This window comes from Finegoldia magna ATCC 53516, from assembly GCF_000159695.1.
Lineage (GTDB): Bacteria > Bacillota > Clostridia > Tissierellales > Peptoniphilaceae > Finegoldia > Finegoldia magna_F.
Map to the genome: position 1 here is coordinate 940,004 of NZ_CM000955.1, position 22,379 is coordinate 962,382.

Sequence of the window (22,379 nt, forward strand, 5' to 3'; positions counted from 1 at the left end):
CTCCGAGATAATTCCCGGAGTAATTTTATTCTGTAAGAGCTTGCATCAATATTTGTCTGAATTTATCGATGTCGATTTCAGTGATTACTTTGCAGTTGAATTCGCCATTTTCTTCTTTGATCAAATCTCTGTAGCTCATTCCCCTTGTTTCCTCGTTTTGCACATCGATTTTGATGTACATGTCTTCTGTTTCGAAAACTTCTGGATTATCCAGAACAATTACAGAGCAAGGGTCGTGAATTCCTGCGTCGTTTGATGCGTAATATTTCAAAATTCTGTGTGCAAATTTTGTTCTTTTGGTTTCGATTGTATCCAAAAATTGAATTTGCTCATCTGTTATGCTGGCTTTTTGTGTTACATTGAGTCCAGCCATGATGAGTTTCACACCGCTTTCAAATACGATTTTTGCAGCTTCAGGATCCACGAAGAAATTAAATTCGCTAAGACTTGTTACATTTCCTCTTGTAATGGAGCCACCCATTATGCTGATTTGCTCAATTTTTTCCTTGTCTTCTGGAAAAGTTCTAAGCAATAGTGCGATATTTGTAAGCGGTCCTACTGCAATGATTGTGATTTTTTCAGTTGATTTTTGGATGATTTCGTGCATCATTGTAACTGAATTTTCGCTTGTAAGATCAGCTACATCTTCTGATTCTATCATTGATCTGAATCCTGCAATCCCATCATCCCCGTGAACTGTCGCAAAGAAAGGCTCTCTTACAAGTGGCACTTCTTGTCCTTTTCCCATCGGAACATTTATATCCAATAATTTTGCCAAGCATTGCATGTTTCGTGTCGTGTGGTCTATTGATACGTTGCCACTTACCGACGAAAGTGCCAACAAATTCAAATTTTTTGCATTTTTAATTGCAAATAATGCCGCTGCATCATCAACTCCCGGATCAAAATCCAATATACAGTTAATCATTAGCACCTCCAAAATTTTTGATGTAATCTACAAAATCATCCACCGACAATAATTTTTCATCCAAATTTATTGAGTTACAAAGTCTTTTGATGACTGGTGGTTGAATGTATGCTTTTTTAAGAGTCTCATCTTCGTCGAAAACTTCCTTCTTATCAGCATCTTTGATGATTTCTTTGTTGGACATTACGACAACTCTGTCGAAGTTTTCAACGACAAATTCCATATCATGAGTTATAGTTATGATTGTTTTGTTCAATTCGTGCAAATGGTCGATGACTCTTTTCAAACAACTCATCGAATATGCGTCTTGTCCTGCTGTTGGTTCGTCAAATATGAAAATGTCGCAGTCGTTTGCGATTGTAATTGCTATCGTGATGAATTTTCTCGTACTAAATGGCAAATCGTATGGATGATCGTCCAAATATTCTGAAAGTTCGCAGATTTCACAAGCTTGTCTGACACGCCTGTCCATTTCATCTTCGTCAACTTTCAATGCTCTCAACGAAAATGCAACTTCATCGTAAACTGTGGAGTTGAAGATTTGATCGTTGGGATTTTGGAAGACGTAGCCAACTTTTCTGGAGATTTGCGCTGTGGTCATATCTTTCGTGTTTTTCCCATCTAGCAAAATCTCCCCAGAGCTTGGTCTCAATAACCCGTTCATTAGTTTTGCACAAGTTGATTTACCGGCTCCATTTTGTCCTACGATTGCAACTTTTTCTGAAGAATTCACGACCAAATTCAAATCATTAATCGCTTTGAATCCGTTAGGATAAGTAAAGCTTACATTTTTAAATTCTAATTTGCTCATTAATTTTCCTCCAATTCTTTCTTGCATTCATCCAAAGTTATAGGGATATTTTTGAAAAATCCTGGCTTTTCTTCATTTAATTTGTATGCAAGTTCTGAAACTATAGGCATAGATACATTGTGCTTTTCGATTTTGTCGTTTGATAAAACTTCGTGAGTTTCACCGTTGAAGATAATTTCTCCATCGTCCATAACCACAACTCTATCGGCGTACTCTGCTATCAAATCAATTTTGTGTTCAACCAATATTATTGTTTTATTTTGTGATTTCAAAAGTTTCAAAATATCGAAGATTTCTTCCGTTCCAAGTGGGTCAAGCTGACTTGTCGGCTCATCGAATATCAATACTTTTGGATTCATTACGATGATTGAAGCTATCGCAACTCTTTGCGATTGTCCGCCTGATAATTCGTTAGGGTTTTTATCTTGCAAATCTTCTATTTTAAGTAATTTAATGACATCAGTTACTCTTTGTCTGATTTCTTCTCTTGGAACTCCAAGGTTTTCCAGTCCGTAGGCGATTTCTTCGAATACAGTTTTCTTTATTCCAGAGATTTGGCTAAATGGATTTTGAAATACAAACCCAACTAATTCCGCCATTTCGCCACGTTCGATATCGTCGATGTTTTTATTGTCAATGATTATGTCTCCTGTGATTTCTCCTTGAACGAAATCTGGAATTATTCCTCTTATAATATTGGACAAAGTCGTCTTGCCGGAACCATTTTTGCCAATAATTCCTACAAATTCTCCTTGCCCAACGTACAAATCCAAGTTTTTTATCGTCTTTTCTTCTTGAAGTTCATATTTGAACGAAACATTTTTAAGTTCTATCATTATTTAAACCTCCACACCAAAGCTAACACAACCAAAGCAATGAAAACGTAAAAAATTATTCTGTCCGTAGTTGTTTTTTTGATTTCCTTGAGACATGTTTTTTCATTTTCGGATGCAAATCCACGCGCTTCAAGTGTAATTGTCTTTTCGTCGATTTCTGAAAGTGAAGATATAATCAAAGGTCCAAGTGAAGGGAAGAACGCCTTCGCTCTGTTTTTAATGGAACCTGTAGTTTCAATTCCACGCGCTTCTTGTGCTTTGATGATTTTGGAACTTTTCTTAATCATTTCCGGAATCATAGTCATTGTTGCCATGATTACATAACTTGTAACGTGACTTACTCTTTTTTGTTGAAGAGCTATCATCAAATCTTCAATGTCTGTCGTCTCAAAGAACAACAAAAACAAAGTTATAAGTGTAAGAATGAATTTTGTTTGTTCCAAACCATTCAATATTCCGTTAAGTGTCACTCTCATAAATCCTAGATTCAAATACACATGTTCTGTTGATTTGTCCAAGAATAATTGGAACAAAAACATTATTAGTAGTACTAATAACAAAACTATCCACAATTTTTTTACGTATTGTTTGAATTTATTGTCCACTAAAGCCAATATCAAACTTAATGGAAGTACGAAAAGATACGCGAATTGCCATGGCAAAACCAACGAAATAATAACCGTAACTATGACCATAAAAAGTTTTGTTGTTGGGAAAATTTTAGATATCATTTTGCACCTCTCACGTATTTGTTCTTCTTTTCTTTTATGTATTGAATTCCATTAGGATATCTCAACAAATTTCTGTTCGGAATGGATTTGATAAGGAAATACACTGCAAACGAAGTCAAAAACTTATCCAAAGTTTCTGTAAGAACAGTTGAACCAATAACAGATTCCCATAATCCTTTTCCTGTTGCAACCAAAAATGTCGTGATTGCACTTGAACCACTCGCTCCAGTAACGCCACCAAAAACCAAAACAGTAATTGGCGCAGACGTAATCATCGCCACAAGCCAAATAATAATGGCTACTACAAATGTCTTCGCTGGAGTTTTAAACATTCCTTTCTTGCCGCAAATCCCTGCAACCAAACCAATCGCACCACTTACAACCAAATAAGGAAGTTGTGTTGGATTTGTAACAGATGTCACGATATTTGTAACAACACCTGTAAGAAAACCAATCCATGGACCGCACAACACACCTGTGAACACAGTTCCTATAACATCCAAATATACAGGCAATTTTAATGCTGCAGTCAAATTTGCACCAACAAAATTGATAGCTATACCAAGTGGAATTAGTAAAATTACCGACAAGTTATAGCTCATCTTAGATTTAGATTTCATAAATTCCTCCTATAAATTTTACGAAAAAACTTTTCGCATTGAATAAATTTTATCATAATACGGCTAATTAATAAATCATTTTTCGTTAAAAACATTAACAAAGATTTTGTGTTACTAAAATATTTAATTCAAAATCTACAAAACTCTCAGCATACCCTTTTTGTTAGGAAATTGTTGGAAATGAAATTTTTCGTAAAATTTATCATAAGGAGTGTTCGCTAACAAAATAATATACGCATCTTCATCGTAATTTTCGTCCAAGTATTTGCTAACCTCATTCATCAAAACACTTCCCAAACCATTTTTCTGATAGCTTGAATCCACCATAACATCAGTAACCACAAGACTAATTGCCCCATCTCCGGCAACCCTTGCCATCGCAATCAACTTATCTCCATCGTAAATTGATGTAATGAAAAGAGAATTTTCAATTGCAACCTTCACATTCTCCTTTGATTTTCTATTTCCAATACCAGATTTTTCACGCAAATCGTTGTAATCATCTGGACTAACCGCTGCATTTTTTATCACATATTTTGTATTCATAATTCACCTCACAAATATTATCCATTATTTTTCTAATTTTTACAAAAAAAGAGATATCAGCTTGCTGCCAATATCTCTAAGGATTTATTTTGAAATACTTTCTACTCCTCCAATTACTTGGATTTCTTTGATGTTAGAATCGTTCAAATATTTTTGAACAGATGCTGGAATTTTATCTTTTTCTAGTAATATTATTGGAGTTTTATTAATTTGTGTTATAGGACCTGCAACTAATGCGTCTACATAATTATATCCATTTGCTACAAGGATTTTTTCTGCATTTGGATAGATGTGTTTTGCGACTTCTACTGAAGTTTCAAATCTATCTTTTCCACTTAATCTAGTTACTTTTATTCCCATAGATACAAGCTCTTGTTCGACTTTTTCTGATACAGAAGATTTTCCTCCTACAATTACAATTTCATTTACATTCCATTCTTTAATTGCTTTCTTCGTGTATTCATTTAATTCATTGATTTGAGTTAACAATACAGGGATATTTTCCTTAGCAGCAATGCTATTACCACTAAGTGCATCGACAATGTTTACTCCACTTGCCAACACAATTTTGTGTTTATTGCCAGATTTTTCCACGACTTTTTTGCCAACTTCGACAGATGTTCTGTATCTATCTTTCCCTGAAACTCTGACTACATTGTATCCTTGTTGTTTTAAATTAGATTCTACTTCTTGAGATATAGTAGATTCTCCACCTACAATATAAATATTTTTTGCGTTTAATCTTTTAATTTCATTCAATGTATTTGCATTTACTTTTGATTTATCGCTTAAAAGTATTGGACTTTTTAAAGATGTCGCAAGTGGTGTTGATGTCAACGAATCCACCAATTCATTTGCTGATGTTAATACGATGCTTTCAGAAGATGAGAAGTGTTTTTTAGAAATTTCAATAGCTGTTTGGTACCTATCTTCTCCTGAAATTCTTGAATTTGTAAATTGCTTGTACAAATCTTCAAATGATTTCACTTCTTTGTTACCAGAAGGATTAGTATTATTTCCTGGATTACTTGGGAGTACTGTGCCTGGATTATTCGGTTTATCATCCGGTGTATTTGGCTTGTCATCAGGTTTACTTGGTTTATCATCTGGAACACTTGGATTCTCTTCTACTGGCTTTTTAGTATATTCTATCGCGATATCATTAATAGACAATGTTTTTGTTTTAATGTCTACTAGATCTTTATCTTGTTTGAATGGCAACAAGTTTAAGTTTCCATATTTGTCGATTTCATAAACTGCAACAACATTTTTATCATTAGGAACAACTCTTTGTATTGTAAAATCTCCTAACGCCATTTTTGTAACTTCACATCTGTGAGGATTTATTAATTTAAATCTGAATAAATCAAAATCTTTTCCTGCAAGTTTTCTTACATCTGATTTGTCTGGATAAGTCGTTTTAAGCATCAAATCCCCAAAGTTCATTCCTTTGATAGTTGTACTCTTATCATCAGATTTCAATTCTGTATTGTTGGCGTTTTCTTCTCCTTTTGGAACTAATGTTAAATAAGTTGCGTTAGTACAAGAAGTTTGATTGAATACATATTTGCCGTCGCCCCATTTTAATGGATGGTTTGGTCCTCTTTCAGATTTATCAACAAGTGTAAATGGGAAATTTGCAATCGCAAATTCATCTTTTGAGTCTTCAACTCTTACTGAATATTGAACGCCTTCGTACAAATCAATTGGTGTGATTGGAACTCCCCATTCGTCTTCTTCTAAAGTAGTCGCTGTTACAGTGTCATATTCACTTGTAAATATCAACTTAACATTGCTATAATCTTTTGGATTTTTCTTGTCTTGTAATATTCTTACATAATCTATAGTGTATTTGTCTTTTATTACTTCATCTTTTTCCAAAGGTCTGATTGTAAGATGATCTATTTTTGGATCAACTGGTTTTGCGTATGGGTTTTTAGTTTTATGTCTAATTGGTAAGTTACCTTCACCATTTGCTTTAAAGTAGAATTCATTAACTTCTTTATCAAATGGAGTGTCCGCTAAGATAAATTGCTTGTTATTAGAACCAGTTGATAGCATATAGTCATCATTTTCATATACATATAATGATGCTAATTCTCCTGCATACGCCATAAAAGTTCCTACTCTTTCAGATCTAGTTAAGTCATATAATGTGAAATACAAAGATTCCATCTCACCAAGAGGTCTTGTCTTTCCATTTTCTTTAACCAAAATTGGAATAGGTGCCATTTTTACTTTTTTATCGGATAAATTACATACATCATCCACTGATTCTTTTGAATAATCCAACTTAGATAACAAGATTTCTTCCAAAACTTTATTATCATCAGTTAATGCCACAATCTTGCCGTTTACTTTCTTCGCTGTCACAGTTAAAGCGTCAAGTTTGTATTCGTCGTTTTTCTTCAAACGAATTTCGTATTTCTCGCCTTCTCTTAAAGTAAACTTAGCTTTGGCAGATTTTGATATGAATTTTGATACTTTTTTCGTATTCAAGTTTTCAAGTTCAAATTCCAATTCTTTGTCAACTGGCAATCTGTTGCAAGAACCACACAATACATCTAGTTCAAACTCTTGATCCAATTTTTCTTCTGATTTTTTGCCATATTCAATTACAGTATCGTAAATGGATAATGTTTTTGTCTTAATATTTGCCACATTATTTTTCACAGTATAGTTTAGTTTTGTAAGACTGCCATCTTTTTCCACTTGATATACAGCTTTTACAGATTTATCTTTAGGAATGTTTCTGTGAATTGTAAAATCTCCATCAGCCATTTTGGAAACTTCACATCTTTTTGGATTGATTAATTTAAATCTAAATAAATCAAAGTCTTTTCCTTCCATTCCCTTGATTTGTGATTTATCAGGGTGAATTGTTCTTAAAAGTAAATCCCTAAAATTCATTCCAGAAACAGATGTCTTTCCGTTTGTGCATTTAATTACTGTGTTATGTTTGTTTTCTTCGCCTTTTTTAACCACAGTAATGTAATTCGCATTTCCACAATATGAATGGTTGAATCCGTATTTTCCATCATCCCATCCCAATGGATGATTAGGTCCTCTTTCTGATTTGTCAATTATAGCGAACGGGAAGTTTTCAATAGCGTATTGTCCCTTAGGATCTTCGATTTTTACAGAATATTGTACTCCTTCATACAAACTAAAAGGACTCAATAAAGTTCCATATTTATCTTGCAAAATAGGAACTGCAGTTACTGTATCGTACTCACTTGTAAATACAACTTTTAAATCCTTAAAGTCTTGCTTATCTCCTTCAATTGGTGATATACAAACATAATCTAGTGTGACTCTATCATTTATTTTTTCGTTTTCTTTTAATGGTCTTACAGTCAATGATTCTATTTCTGTTTTTGCTGGTTCTAAGTATGGATTTTTTGTTTTATGTCTAATTGGTAATTTGCCCTCTCCGTTTTGTCTGAAATAGAATTCACTAACAGGTTTTTCAAATGGCTTGTCCGCTAAAATGAATTTTTTATTCTTAGGGCTTGTGAATAGAATGTAATCATCTTTTTCATAAACGCTTAAAGCTGGAATTTGTCCATTTACAGTTTTTACTTCGCCAACTCTCTCAGCTTTTGAAGTATTATACAAATTAAATATAACTTCTTCATCTGATTTCAAAGCTCTTTTATTACCATTTTCTTCCACCATCATTGGAATAGGTGCCATAGTTACTTTTTTGTCCGAAAATTCACAAACATCGTCGACACATTCCTTAGAAAGATCAATTTTGGATACTAGTATATCTTCAAAATTTTTTTCGTCTTCCTTAGCTAAAACAAAGTCTCCCTTATTGTCCATTACTTCTACAATAAATGGTTCCATTTGGTAATCTTTGTTCTTCTTTAAAGTGATTTTGTATTTTTGACCAACTTTAATATTTTCAATACTAAATTTGGCAATTCCTTGTGCTGATGTAAACTCCATCACTTCTTTTGTTTCTAAATTTTCTAATTCAAATTCCAATTGATTTGCAACAGGTTGCAAATTGCACACTTGACACAATACTTTGACAGAAAATTCCTTTGTTTTGACATCTGATTCAGGTAATGTGGCTTCATTATTTACATTACCATCAACTTTTTCATCTGCTGCTTTTGCTACTGGAGCATATCCAAAAACAAGCGCAAAAGCTAACAGAAAAGCTACAACTCTTTTCAAAGCTTCCTCCTAATGATTTTATTTTTGGTAGTTAATTTTATACCGATGTCATTATAACTTAATAACACATTTAAAACAATTAATTTAATAATAATTTATCATTTTATTTAAAAACAAAATTATATACTTTATCACAGCATATTTATTTGCAAATAACGTAAAAAACTCCTAATTAATTGCTAAACTAATTAGGAGTTTGTATTGAAAATATTTATAACTTCATCGACAAGGAAACCAATCCTCTGTCTTTATCTATTCCAATTATTTTTACTTTTACGGTGTCACTTACTTCGCACACTTCTCTTGGATTTTTGATGTAGGAATCGCTCATTTTGGATATGTGGCAAAGTCCGTCTTCTTTTATTCCGATGTCTATGAACGCTCCGAAGTCCACGACATTTCTAACCGTTCCTGTGACTATCATTCCTTCTTCCAAATCATCGATTGACAATACGTCTTGTCTTAGAACTGGTTTTGGCATTTCATCACGTGGATCTCTCCCCGGTTTTTTGAGTTCTTCGATTATATCACGCAAAGTAGGTTCTCCTACTTCTAGTTCTTCGGATAGTTTTTTCACATCGATATCGTTCAAATCGTATTTCATAATTTGTTTTGCGATTTCATAGCTTTCTGGGTGAACTTCTGTGTTATCCAATATTTCTTCGCTTTCAGGAATTCTCAAAAATCCTGCGCATTGTACGAATGCTTTTGGTCCAATTCCTTTTACTTTTAAAATTTCTTGGCGATTAGTGAATGGTCCGTTTTCTATTTTGTAATCTACGATGTTTTTCGCAGTTGTTTTCGTAATTCCAGAAACGTAATTCAAAAGCGCAGAGCTTGCTGTGTTGATGTTGACACCAACTGTATTCACACAATCTTCTACAACTTCTTCAAGTGATGATTTTAATTTCTTTTGGTTGACGTCGTGTTGATATTGACCAACTCCGATTGATTGTGGAGAGATTTTGACCAATTCTGCAAGTGGGTCTTGAATACGACGTGCAATCGAAATAGCACCTCTTATTGTTACATCTAAATCAGGGAATTCTTCGATTGCAAGCTTTGATGCAGAGTAAATACTTGCTCCCGCTTCGTTTACGATTGCGTAGAAGATTTCATCGTCGATTTGCGCTAACAAATCAGATACGTATTTTTCTGTTTCACGAGAAGCTGTTCCGTTACCTATTGCGATTAGTTTGACGTTGTATTTGTCGATAAAATCCTTCAAAGTTTCGTCTGCTCTTTGGATTTGTTTTCTTGCATCAGTGACATAAATTACTGCACTGTCCAAGAAATCTCCGTATTCAGAAATTACAGCAACTTTGCAACCAGTTCTAAATCCCGGGTCAAGTCCAATTATCGCTGTTTCCTTGATAGGTGGTTGCATCAAATAAGGCTTCAAATTGCTTTTGAATACGCCGATTGATTCGTCGTCTGCCATTTCTTTCATGCTTTGGCGCACTTCTGTCTCAATTGATGGAACGATTAATCTTTTGTAGCTGTCTTTGACAGCTTTTTCAATCAAATCATAACTTTCAAAATCATTTGCTCTTGCGATTTTTCTCATTATTTTGAAAATATTGTAATCGTCATTCAACAAGAATGAAACTTTCAAGAATCCTTCTTTTTCTCCTCTAAATACCGCAAGAACTCTGTGTGCTTTGACATCTTTTACTTTTTCTGAATAATCGTAGTACATCTTGTATGTGCCAGAATCGTCTTCGTTTTTTTCTTCAGTTTTCATAACCCCATCTGTTATGAACGAATTACGAACTATATCTCTGAATACTTTTTGTTCAGATACGAATTCTGCTATGATGTCCAAACTTTTACTAATAGCATCATCAACTGTTTTGATTTCTTCTCCGTTGACAAATTCTGAGGCTTTTTTCTCAATCTCAGATAAAGAGTGAGTTTTCTCCATTATCATATCTGCTACTGGTTGAAGTCCCAATTCTACAGCGATTGATCCACGAGTTCTTTTCTTAGGCTTAAATGGAAGATAAATATCTTCTAATTCTGTCAAAATAGTTGCTTCGTCGATTTGTTTTTTCAAATCTTCAGTGAGTTTTCCTTGCTCATCGATAAGACGTGTGATGTCGTCTTTTCTTTCTTGCAGGTTTCTCAAATATGTAAGCCTATCGTTTAATTGTCTCAACGTTTCGTCAGTCAAATTCCCAGTGATTTCTTTTCTGTATCTGGCGATAAATGGAATTGTATTTCCCTCATCTAATAATTCAACTGTCTTAACAACGTTATCATATTTTATGTCTAATTCTTCTGATAATTTTTGTAGTATATTCATTCTCTTCCTTCTCTTTTAATAAACTATAATCTATATTTTAACATTATTTTATTTATTTTTCCAGATTAAAGCATTTTGAGGTAAAATTTTAAAAACCACCAAGCGTACACTTGATGGTTTGGTTAATTATTTTTTAAATAACTTAGCGTTTTTTTCTTTTTCTAATTGTTCCAAGAAAATCTCTTTTTGAATCAAGTGAGTTTTTCTGATGGATCCAGCAATGTCTGCTACTAACATAAAAATCGTCGCCGCTGACACGTAATAAAAGTCGATAAATGAATATTCGATAAATCCTCTTGATGGAGGTGTCATTTGTCCGATGAAAAGCATCATAAATATCGCTACGAAAACAATTGTAAAATTGAATTTGAAAATAAATCCATGAAAATATCCAAGAACTACTGCGATAGCCAAGAATATCATCAAGCAATGGTCAATCAAAAATCCATGCGCATGAGACAATGTGTATCTGATGATTATCATGAACAATATGTAAATCAACGAGTAAATAATAAGTTTTGTGTTTTTTGACATTTCAAATCTCCTTTTGTTAAAACATTTTCCGTAATTGTGATTTGCTTGAATTTTTTGTAAAGTTTGTAATAAAATTTACAAAATAAAACATTTCAATATTATTTTAGCACAATTTATAATTTTATTCTACAAATAATTAAAAGGTTATCCTAATTTACAACCTTGAAAAATTGTAAAATTTATATTAAAATTAACTAATAACTAGGAGGCTATTATGAAACCGTATATTGTGGGAGTCGCAGGTGGAAGTGCTTCAGGTAAGACTGAAATCGTGAAGACTTTGAAAAAACATTTTGAAGATAAAATAGAAATTATTGAACACGATAATTATTACTTTGCTCATGACAATTTGACTATGGATGAACGTGCAAGTTTGAATTACGATCATCCCCAAGCTTTTGAAACAGATTTGTTGATTGAGCATGTTAAAAAAATTATAAATAATGAAGAAATCGACATTCCAACTTACGATTTTACAATTCACACTAGAAGCTCTGATACTTTGAAAAAAATTCCAAAGCCAATTGTGATTGTAGAAGGAATTTTGGTTTTGGAGAATGAAGAACTTCGCGATTTAATGGATATGAAAGTTTTCGTGGACTGCGACGGAGATGTCAGCCTCAAAAGAAGAATTACAAGAGATTTGGTCGAAAGAAACAGAACTATTGAATCGATTTTGACTCAATATATGGAAACTGTTAAGCCAATGCATGAGCTTTTTGTGGAACCTAGTAAGAAATTTGCCGATTTGATTGTGCCAAAGGGTGGCAAAAATAAGGTTGCTATCGATGTTCTTATCAATCATTTGGCTACGAAATTATAAAAAAACCATTTTGCTATTGACTAGAATTAGTTTCTAGTATAAAATTTTAATAACTCAATAGAAAATTATGATTGTGACCAGTACCGATTATTCGGGAATTACAACACATGAGTTTTCAAGGTAGTTTCATACTTTGCATGGAACATAAGCTTTTGATAAGAAAGGTGGTACCGCGTAGATTCGCCCTTTCGTGTCAAGAGTTTTTTTTATTTTATAGGAGGAGTTTATGATTAATTACGAATTTGAACATGAAAATGTGTACGACGAATTGGTAGCACGTGGATATTTTGAACAAGCTACATACGAAGATGAATTGAGAGATTTACTCGGAAAAGAAAGAGTTCCGTTTTACATTGGATTTGATGCGACTGCAGATAGTTTGACTATTGGCCATTTTATTCAATTGATGGTTATGATGAGAATGCAAGCTCACGGTCACATCCCTATTTGTCTTTTAGGTGGCGGAACTACAATGATTGGGGATCCTTCTGGTCGTAACGATATGAGAAGTATTATGACTAAGGAAGTTATCGACGAAAATGCTAGAAGATTTTATTCTCAAATGACAAGATTCATCGATTTTGGTGAAGACAAGGCTTACATTGAAAACAACAAGAATTGGTTGTTGAATTTGAATTTCTTGGATTTCATGAGAGAAATCGGCGTTCATTTTTCTGTAAATCAAATGTTGACTTTGGAAAGTTACAAAAACAGAATGAAAAAAGGTTTAACATTTTTCGAATTTAGTTATATGTTGATGCAATCATACGATTATTTGGTATTGTACAGAAAATACGGCTGTAAATTACAAATGGGTGGTTCTGATCAATGGTCTAATATTTTGGGCGGTTACGATTTGGTTAGAAAATTAGAAAACGACAAAGTTTACGCTATGACTTTTAAGCTTTTAACTACTGCTGACGGAGTTAAAATGGGTAAATCACAAAAAGGCGCTGTGTGGTTGGACGAGAACAAAACAACTCCTTACGATTTATTCCAATACATGAGAAATGTTGACGACAGGGATGTCGAAAAATTCTTGTTGATGTTGACATTTTTGCCAACTGAAGAATGCAAGAGACTTGGAAGCTTAGAGGGAAGCGACATCAACAAAGCTAAGGAAGTATTGGCTTTTGAAGTGTGCAAATTAGTTCACGGAGAAGAAAAAGCAGAAGAAGCCCGTCAAACAGCAAACGCATTGTTTAATTCAAACGCTGTTGACGAAAATATGCCAACAACTGAAATGAAAGCTTTGGATTTTGAAAATGGAATTGGTTTGTTGAATTTGTTGACAATGACAGGACTTACTCAATCAAACAGTGAAGCACGTAGACTTGTAACTCAAAACGGAATTTCTGTTAATGACAAGAAGGAATCTGATCCAAAAAGAATTGTAACAATTCACGATTTTAACGACGATGAACTTATCATAAAAAAAGGTAAAAAAGTATATCACAGAGTAAAATTGGTATAATATTTTAAAAATAAACCCTGGCGATTTTGAATTGATTTTCAAAGTTTGCCGGGGTTTTGTGTTATAATTAAATAAATTTAAAAATATTTGTGGAGGTACAAATGAAAAAATTATTCAAATTTTTAACTAGTAGAATAATGCTTTTGGCAATTGTATTTATCATTCAAATTTCACTATTAGTTTATTTGATTTTAAGTTTCCAAAGAAATTTTGTGTATGTCTACACATTAAACATTATAATATCCTTCGCTTTTACTATAATGGTGGTCAACACCGATGTAAACCCGAGTTTCAAACTAGGATGGCTCATTCCTATATGGATATTCCCGTTGTTTGGAGCGGTGTTCTATTTGTTTTTCAGAAGAAACAGATTCGTTCGTGCACAACAAAGACGAATGGATACGATTAGTTCATCGTTTAACAACCATATTTTGTCGAATGGTAATGTAATTGACGAACTGGAGGGCGACTCCAAGTCAATCGCAACTTACATAAACACAACAGCTCACGCTCCTGTATTTTCTAAAACAAGTTCGAAATATTTAAAAAACGGTGAGGTTTTCTTTGAATATTTGATGGAAGATTTGAAAAATGCAAAGGATTATATTTTCTTGGAGTTTTTTATAATCGAAGAAGGTTATATGTTCAATAATATTCTGGAAGTTTTGGAACAAAAAGTTAAAGAAGGTGTCGATGTCAGAATTTTGTACGACGATTTCGGCTGCATGACGAAACTTTCGCGTAGATATTACAACAAGCTAGAAAAAAAAGGTATCAAAGTTCAAGTTTTCAATCCGATTCGAGTTCTACCAATGCCTCGTCACAATAACAGAGATCACAGAAAAATCATCGTTATAGATGGAAAAATAGCATACACTGGCGGGTTTAATTTGGCAGATGAATACATGAACAAAATCCAAAAATTCGGATATTGGAAGGACACAGGAATCAGAGTTACAGGTGATGGTGTGTGGTCATTTACGATAATGTTTTTGTCAATTTGGGAATTGTACGATGACAATGAGCTTGACTACGATTATTATTTCGAAAAAACTGTGCCAAATGTTTCCGAAAACGAAGGCTATTGCCAACCTTATACGGATTCTCCATTAGACGATGTTCCTGTTGGAAAGGGTGCGTACATGCAATTGGTGTCTCGTTCCAGAAAATATTTCTACATTACAACTCCGTATCTAATTCCTTCCGATGATATGATAGATTCGCTTAGAGATGCGGCTTTAAGTGGTGTCGATGTTAGAATCATAACTCCAGGAATTCCAGATAAAAAATTGGTCTACATGGTAACAAGAACTTACTACAAACCACTTTTAGAAGCGGGCGTTAGAATTTTCGAATATTCGCCAGGATTTTTGCACGCAAAAAGTTGTGTTACAGATGACCAACGTTGCGTAATCGGCTCAATCAATCTCGATTTTAGATCATTGTATCTGCATTTTGAAAACGGAGCGATGTACTACGATTCACACATTATTTCCGATTTAAAGGAAGATTTCTTGGAAATGCAATCACAATCACAAGAAATATTTTCAAGACAATTGGAAAACCAAAACCTATCAAGAAAAATACTATCCGTAATTCTGAAAGTATTTTCGCCAATGATATGATGAAAAGAAATAATTTGATAGATACGTTAAGGGGATTTGCAATTGTCAACATGGTAATCTACCATTTGCTATTCGATTTGGTCTACATGGAAAATTTCAAAATTGAATGGTTTGAAAAAACACCAGGCATGATTTGGGAGAGATTCATCTGCATAAGCTTCATTTTGATATCGGGCTATTGCTTCAATTTATCTCACAATCATAAGAAACACACCATCACGCTTTTTATCGTGGCTATGATTTTGAGTGTGGTGACATATTTCTTCGCAAATGAATTTTTCATAGTTTTCGGAATAATTCATCTGTTGTGCTTGGCGTCATTGTTCACGATTTTTGTCGACAAATTAACCTTTAACAAAAAAATATTATGTGCCTTATCGTTTGTAATGTTCATTCTAACTTACAAAATAAGCGCTCATCCAATGGATATAAGTACCAATCTGTTTAGTTTCGTGGGATTCTACAACGATAAGTTCTACAGTGGCGACTATTTCCCATTACTACCTTGGTATTTTATGTATTTGGTTGGATATTGCACAGGAGACTTTTTAGATATAAAATTAAATGTAAGAGAAAATGTATTATCAAAAATGGGCAAAAAAAGTTTGATGATTTATTTAATTCACCAGCCTATCATAATGATAATTGTACAAATCGTAAAATTTTTAGGAGGAATTTAATGAATAAATTCAAAAAATCAATCGTTATGTATCACGATAATTCAGGACAACAAGATATATTTGAAGTATTAGGCAAATGTAGTCCTAATATATTAAAATTATCAAATGAAACAGTGTTTTTTCAAAGCGAAGAACAAGGTGATTTCTACAAAAAATGTGAAGAATTAAAAGATTTTGATTTGGTAATCGTAGTTGGAGGCGACGGAACAATAAACGAAGTCATCAACGGATTATATGATTACGATATGGATCCTGTTATAGGAATAATTCCAGGAGGATCATTCAACGATTTCTCAAAAACTGTTAATATCGGAGCAAATCCAGAAGAAGCAAGTGAAAATTTGTTGGATGCAGAAGTCAAAGAATACGACTGTATATTAAATGACGACAAAATCGCTCTGAATTTCTGGACAGTGGGAATGGCATCAGAAAACGCGCAAAAAATGCAAGATGCCGACAAATCAACATTCGGTGTATTGACATATATTCCAAAAATTTTTGAAACATTAACACAAGACAATTCATTTGATTATGAAATGGAACTCGACGGCGAAACGATAAAAGGAAATGCCGTTATGGTATTTGTCGCTAATGGATTATACTCAGGAGGAGTTGAAGTTCCAATCTCAGACATTAGCCCAAGCGATGGAGTGTTGAATGTGTTTATAGTTGAACAATCAAACATCGGAGCATTCAAAGCAATGTTCGGACAATCAAACAGCTTTGATTTTAACGAAGAAAACGAAGGCGTTCAAACATTCAAAGCAAAAGAAATAAAGTTCATCTCTCCTGAAGGATTAGTCGCAGATACAGATGGCGAATTGTACCAAAAAACACCATCAAACATCAAAGTCGTAGAAAAAAGATTCAAATTCTTATCGAAACCATTTGAACAATAAAGATATAGAAGAAAAGCTAACTCAAACGAGTTAGCTTTTTTTTAGGTTAAAATTTTAATATAAAAAAGAGACCATCTGAGTGGTCTCCAGTTTAATCTAAGGTTAAAACAATATTAAGGGAGGAGATTGTTTCTTGAGATTAAACTTACTTTGTTTATACTTATATAATAGACTATGAATGTGTACTAATTATGTTCAAATTAGTAGAGATTATGGGTATGTGAAAAGTTTTGTGTATCAGCTCCTCCTGATAGGTTGTGAGCTGATATTTTTTTGATTTTTAAAAAATATACTTTTATTACTAAAATCTGAAAGTTCAGATATTTGTAACCTAATTTTGGCACAATTAAACTAAAAGGTCAAGATTTTTCTAAAAATCTCCCTTTTTGCCTAATTGTATTTCTTAAAAATTTGAAGATTTCTGTCAAGAGCTGGTCGTCAGACCAGGGCTATACCTTTACTCTTGATTGAATGATTCAAATTTTTTATTATCTTTATGGCAAAATTTAGATTCTGCCTTCAAAAAATATTGATAGTTGTGACAATATTTGATCCCATCCTCTTATTCTACTCGTCCATTTACTTGAAGCATCTACCATCGCTAGATACAAGCTTTTTTGTAGGGCGTAGTCACTTGGAAATATTGTTTTGTTTTTTGTTACTTTTCTAAGTTGTCTATTAAAGTTTTCTATGCTATTTGTTGTATATATTAGTTTTCTTATTCCTTCTGGATATTTGAAATATGTTGATAATTCAGCCCAGTTATTTCTCCATGAATTTACACACATTGGGTATTTTTTGCCCCATTTTTCTTCAAATATATCTAGATTACTTAGTGCTAGTTCTTCTGTTGATGCTTTGTATACTGTTTTTAAGTCTTTCATTAGCTCTTTTATATCTCTATATGATACGAATTTTGTTGAATTTCTTATTTGATGAATTATGCATTTTTGAATTTCTGTTTTTGGATATACACTTTCTATTGCTTGGCTAAATCCTGATAAATTATCTGTTGAGACTATTAATATATCTTCTAATCCTCGTTCTTTTAATTGATTTAATACCAATAGCCAGTATTTACTTGATTCATTTTCTCCTACCCACATTCCAAGTATTTCTTTGTATCCTTCTGTATTGTATCCTAGTGCTATATATACTGCTTTTTTTACTACTATGTTATTTTCTCTTACATGATAGTGTATTGCATCTAAAAATACAAATGGATATACTTTTTCTAATGGTCTATTTTGCCATTCTTCAATAGTTGGTAGTATTTTATTTGTTATTTTGCTTACCATGGATTCTGATATTCCAAATCCATAGATTTCTTTTATGTGTGTTGATATGTCTCTTGTTGTCATTCCTTTTGCATACATAGATATTATTTGGTTTTCTATGTTTGATATGTCTTTTTGATATTTTTTCAATGCTTGTGGCTCAAAGGATCCTTCTCTGTCTCGTGGGATGTTTAGGTCTATGTTTCCGTATGATGATTTAACTGTTTTTTTACTTGATCCATTTCTTGTGTTTAATGACAGTGGTTTTTCACCATATTCATAATCTAGATGTTCATCTAACTCTGCTTTTAACATTTGTTCCATTGTGTCTCCTAGAAGATCTTTCAAAGCTTCTTGTAAATCTTGTACTGTTTCTGGTTGATATTCTTCAATTAACATCTTGGATATTTTGTTGAGTCTAGTTTCTGGTCTTTTTCTTGGCATTTTAAAATCCTCCTGATTACTATTATATCAGGAGGATTCTATACACAAACTATTTCACAGTCTCGAGATTATGTTTTTTGTAAAAACGCAGCACAATATTTTTATGTGCTGCGTTTAGTTTACTTAATCAATTCTTTTACCACTGATTCATTTATTGAGTTTTCTCCACCAAATACATTAACTTTTTCAAATTTTGATTCTTTGATAGCCTGTTTTGTAGCTTCTGGAATTTCATTTGCTTCTGCTAATAATATTGGGCAATCAATTGAGCCTATTACTAAGCTGTCTGCTGGAACTGTTCCGTTTGCGATGTTAACTTCTACTCTATCTTTGAAGCCATATTCGTAGATTTTCTTTGCTGTTTCGTAACGGTTTGCTCCTGCTATTCTTGTAGGGTTTGGAAGTTTGTTTTCTACTTCTTTGGAGATTGTCTTTTCTCCACCTACAATTATTACTTCTTCAATTTGTTTCAATACTTCTTGTGTTGCTTTTGGTATGTTGTTTGGTTGTACAAGTAGTATTGGCATGTTGTTTTTGTTAGCTAGTGGCGCTACTGTTAATGCGTCTGCGAATACTTCTCCGCTTGCTATTACAGCTTTTTTAGTTCCTGTTAGCTTGATTATTTCTTGTGCAATCTTTGCACTTGTTTCGTATCTGTCAGATCCAGCTATTGTTTGTAGGTTGTATTTAGATAGGCTTTCTTTTGTCTTATCTACTGATTTTTCTCCACCTATTACAACTACATTTTTAGCTCCTAATCTCTTGATTTCTTGTGCTACTACTGAATCTAATTGATCTTTTTTAACTAGCAAGATTGGTGCTTTTAATGCTTTTGATAATGCTGATGCTGATAAGCTGTCTGCGAATTGTTCGTAGTTTGCTACGATTACTGTTTCAGCTGTGTTGTAGTATTTCTTGGATACTTCTACTGATGTTTGAATTCTGTCAGCTCCTGCTACTCTTGTTGTAGTTTTTTGTTGTTCAGCTGGTGTGCTTGGAGTTGTTGTTCCAGGTACGCTTGGAGTTGTTGTTACTGTACCAGATTGATCTGGTGTTGTTCCTGGGTTATCACCTGGTTTTGTAGGATTTTCCTTTTCAAAATCTTTGCAAGCATCTTTTATTGCATTGAAAATTCCTTCCCTATGGTATTTTGCTCTATCATCAACTTTTCTGATTTTTCCAAGACTATCTACATTTGATTTCAAAATATCTGAGTAATTTAGCCCTTCATAATCATCCAAAGTCTCCAAAGCCAACATATGATAACCATCATTATCTTCATCAACATTCAAAATCTCATTTCCGTATTCGTCTTTTTGTCCTTTTCCAATAGTGTAAGACATGTCTAACACATACAAGATTTTGCCGTTTTTGTCAAAATACACATTCATTCCAATATGATAAGATGGAATCGGAAGTGGCGTTTTAAGTTCAAAATGACCTTGCTTCATAATTGAATTTGCCATATTTTCTTTGTTTTCGACAATATTAATAAGATTTTGTAATTCTTTTGTTAAACGAGTTAATTTATTGTCCGCTACAGCCGAATTATTATAAGATTTTTTAGCATATTCAAGTTTATCTTTCAAAATCTCAGAATTTTGTGGATGATTTTTAATAGTTAGTTCTCCTTTTTTAATTAATGAGTCTAACTTATATCTATTTACGAAAAATTGAGTATCATGGATGTATTTTAGCTTCGCACCCTCAGATAATTTGTCTTGCTTTAACAGTTTTTCGCCTTCAGTCTTCATATCTTTGAATTGCTTTTGAGTATCATCTCTAAGTGCGGTTAAATCTAACTTATTTAATTCACCCAAAACTTTTTTCAAATCATCTTTGTTTTTCGTAATTTCTTCAGGATTAACAACAAAATTATTTCCATCAGCTAACGTTTTTCCTTTAATTCTAACTAAAACTTTTTTGTAGTTATCTTCAACTTTGTTATCGTCAAACGCATTAAATCTTATTTCTTTGATTTTATTTGAAAAAACAACCTCTTTTAAATTATTGTATCTGAACGCTTCTTCTCTTACACTTTCTAAATTTTCTGGCAATGTAACCTTTGTAATGCTATTTTTGTAAAAAGTTTGAACAGATATTTCTTTTAATTTTGTTAATAAACTCAAATCTAACTCAGATATTTTGTTATTACAAAAAGCCATTTCTCCTATTTTTTCAACTTTATCGCCCATAAACATTACATTTTGTGCATCGTTATTTCTAAAAGCTGAAATTCCAATTTCTCTAACATTTGGATAAATCACTATTGCAAATAATTTATTAATATGAAACGCACTACTTCCAATTATTTCAGTATTTTCGCCTAATTCAAGCATTTCGATCTTGTTATTCATAAATGCTCCGTCTCCAATGATTTTCAGAGCCTCAGGTGCTTCAAATTCTGTCAAATAATTAGACTGAAATGCAAATTTCCCGATTTTTTTCACAGTTTCCGGAAGCTTTACGCTTTGTAAATCGTACTTATTCAAACTACTATTTTCAAAATCCACATTTCGAAAAGCATCATCTCCAATTTCATCAACAACATATTTCCCATTCTTTTCAGGAATTACAAGATTTTTATTTTCACGAACTTTTAATTTTCCGATACCAGAAAATCCTAGAACCTTGCCTTTATCAAATACAAAATCTTTTTCATCCCATTTTGAACTATCCACATCTACTGAAGTTGTCTTATCTTCTTCTGTCGGGTTTACAATAGAAGAAGAATCCTTGTTGTCCACATTTCCATTTGAGAAAAGCACAACTTTCATCGCGTAGTTTTCATCGCCAGAATTTCCACTAAATGCATCAATCTCAATTTTTTTCACACTATCTGGAAGTTTCACTTGCTTAATTTTATTATCTTGAAAAGCTTGTTCTTTTATAATTTCCAATTTTTCACAATTAAATTCTAATTCTGTAATTTGATTAGATTTAAAAGATCTTTCTCCTAAATTTGTTAAATTTTTAGGTAAAATAAGTTTGCCTTCTATTTGGTTATCAAAAAATACTTGTTCTCCCAAAAATTCCAAATTATCCGGTAATTTTATAGTCTTTAAACTTAGATGTGCAAATGCATAATCACTAATTTTAGTGATGGTCTTTGGTAAATTAACGCTTTTAATATTACTATTTTCTTCAAAAGCATCTTGCCCAATATAAGTATATCCTTCAGGAATCTCTACAGATTCTATGTCTAATTGATGGAAATCTTCTCCAAGCTTTTTAATTTCGTTTCCATCAACATCTAAGTTGTTAACCTCTCCATTTTCGCCTTCTCTTTGAGTATACTCGTCAATCGCACTGCTCTTATTGTAGACAAAAGCAAAACTTGCTATTTTTTTCAAATCTACATTTTCTTTGCTTTTTGATGGCAGTACTACATTTCGATTTCTTTTTAGCTTTTGCACTCCGCTTTTTGAAAAACCGTATACAGTATCTCCCACAATCTCAAAATCCTCCGCTGTATATTTGTCATCCGCTGCTTTGGAATTAATATTTAATCCAAAAATCAAAGCAAATACAAAAACCAAAGAAAAAATAATCTTCTTTTTGTTCATACGAACCTCCTATTAAATTAATAATGATATTCTTTATCATCTAAAGAACTTTTTTTATTTTACTATAATCTCAATTTCTTTTCAATGATATT

16 protein-coding genes are annotated in these 22,379 nt (G+C 32.7%); 5 read left to right on the plus strand and 11 right to left on the minus strand.

Annotated elements, in window-relative coordinates; genetic code table 11:
• Positions 1–25 precede the first annotated feature (25 nt).
• The 9 genes from HMPREF0391_RS04375 to HMPREF0391_RS04415 all read right to left on the minus strand — a co-directional run bounded on the left by HMPREF0391_RS04375 (position 26) and on the right by HMPREF0391_RS04415 (position 11,499).
• Positions 26–928, minus strand: coding sequence for a nucleoside hydrolase (locus HMPREF0391_RS04375; RefSeq protein WP_002835691.1), 903 nt, complete (start codon positions 926–928; stop codon positions 26–28).
• Positions 921–1,739, minus strand: coding sequence for an energy-coupling factor ABC transporter ATP-binding protein (locus HMPREF0391_RS04380; protein WP_035109306.1), 819 nt, complete (start codon positions 1,737–1,739; stop codon positions 921–923). The genes HMPREF0391_RS04375 and HMPREF0391_RS04380 overlap by 8 nt, the downstream gene beginning before the upstream one ends.
• Entirely contained in the window at positions 1,739–2,575 is an 837-nt protein-coding gene (locus tag HMPREF0391_RS04385; protein ID WP_002835693.1) for an energy-coupling factor ABC transporter ATP-binding protein, read from the minus strand. Before HMPREF0391_RS04385 ends, HMPREF0391_RS04380 begins: the two co-directional genes overlap by 1 nt.
• Positions 2,575–3,306: an energy-coupling factor transporter transmembrane component T family protein gene (locus HMPREF0391_RS04390; protein ID WP_002835694.1), complete on the minus strand. Its 732-nt coding sequence runs from the start codon at positions 3,304–3,306 to the stop codon at positions 2,575–2,577. The genes HMPREF0391_RS04385 and HMPREF0391_RS04390 overlap by 1 nt, the downstream gene beginning before the upstream one ends.
• Positions 3,303–3,926, minus strand: a complete 624-nt coding sequence (locus HMPREF0391_RS04395; RefSeq protein WP_002835695.1) for an ECF transporter S component — start codon at positions 3,924–3,926, stop codon at positions 3,303–3,305. The genes HMPREF0391_RS04390 and HMPREF0391_RS04395 overlap by 4 nt, the downstream gene beginning before the upstream one ends.
• Before the next feature lie 135 nt (positions 3,927–4,061).
• A complete protein-coding gene (locus HMPREF0391_RS04400) occupies positions 4,062–4,472 on the minus strand; it encodes a GNAT family N-acetyltransferase (protein ID WP_002835696.1) in 411 nt (136 codons plus the stop codon).
• An 84-nt stretch (positions 4,473–4,556) separates the two neighbouring features.
• Positions 4,557–8,660 (minus strand): cell wall-binding repeat-containing protein, encoded by a 4,104-nt coding sequence (locus HMPREF0391_RS04405; protein ID WP_002835697.1) that lies wholly within the window; start codon positions 8,658–8,660, stop codon positions 4,557–4,559.
• Positions 8,661–8,871: 211 nt separating this feature from the next.
• Positions 8,872–10,965: a Tex family protein gene (locus HMPREF0391_RS04410; protein ID WP_002835699.1), complete on the minus strand. Its 2,094-nt coding sequence runs from the start codon at positions 10,963–10,965 to the stop codon at positions 8,872–8,874.
• A gap of 126 nt (positions 10,966–11,091) precedes the next feature.
• The gene (locus HMPREF0391_RS04415) at positions 11,092–11,499 is read right to left on the minus strand and encodes a hypothetical protein (RefSeq protein WP_002835700.1); all 408 of its coding nucleotides are present in this window, start codon (positions 11,497–11,499) and stop codon (positions 11,092–11,094) included.
• Between the two features lie 214 nt (positions 11,500–11,713).
• Here HMPREF0391_RS04415 and udk point away from each other — a divergent pair, with 214 nt between their 5' ends.
• From udk to HMPREF0391_RS04440, 5 genes are all read left to right on the plus strand, one after another.
• Positions 11,714–12,322 (plus strand): uridine kinase, encoded by a 609-nt coding sequence (udk, locus tag HMPREF0391_RS04420; protein WP_002835701.1) that lies wholly within the window; start codon positions 11,714–11,716, stop codon positions 12,320–12,322.
• A 226-nt stretch (positions 12,323–12,548) separates the two neighbouring features.
• Positions 12,549–13,796: a tyrosine--tRNA ligase gene (gene tyrS, locus HMPREF0391_RS04425; protein WP_002835702.1), complete on the plus strand. Its 1,248-nt coding sequence runs from the start codon at positions 12,549–12,551 to the stop codon at positions 13,794–13,796.
• Between the two features lie 101 nt (positions 13,797–13,897).
• Positions 13,898–15,421: a cardiolipin synthase gene (gene cls, locus HMPREF0391_RS04430; protein ID WP_035109310.1), complete on the plus strand. Its 1,524-nt coding sequence runs from the start codon at positions 13,898–13,900 to the stop codon at positions 15,419–15,421.
• A complete protein-coding gene (locus HMPREF0391_RS04435; protein WP_230454539.1) occupies positions 15,421–16,101 on the plus strand; it encodes a heparan-alpha-glucosaminide N-acetyltransferase in 681 nt (226 codons plus the stop codon). Before cls ends, HMPREF0391_RS04435 begins: the two co-directional genes overlap by 1 nt.
• Positions 16,101–17,000 (plus strand): diacylglycerol/lipid kinase family protein, encoded by a 900-nt coding sequence (locus tag HMPREF0391_RS04440; RefSeq protein WP_002835705.1) that lies wholly within the window; start codon positions 16,101–16,103, stop codon positions 16,998–17,000. The genes HMPREF0391_RS04435 and HMPREF0391_RS04440 overlap by 1 nt, the downstream gene beginning before the upstream one ends.
• 506 nt (positions 17,001–17,506) lie before the next feature.
• Here HMPREF0391_RS04440 and HMPREF0391_RS04445 read toward each other — a convergent pair.
• Complete coding sequence (locus HMPREF0391_RS04445) at positions 17,507–18,676, minus strand: IS256 family transposase (RefSeq protein WP_196218489.1); 1,170 nt, start codon at positions 18,674–18,676, stop codon at positions 17,507–17,509.
• A gap of 164 nt (positions 18,677–18,840) precedes the next feature.
• On the minus strand, positions 18,841–22,287 hold the full coding sequence (locus tag HMPREF0391_RS04450) for a leucine-rich repeat protein (RefSeq protein ID WP_002835706.1): 3,447 nt from the start codon (positions 22,285–22,287) through the stop codon (positions 18,841–18,843).
• Positions 22,288–22,379: the final 92 nt, after the last annotated feature.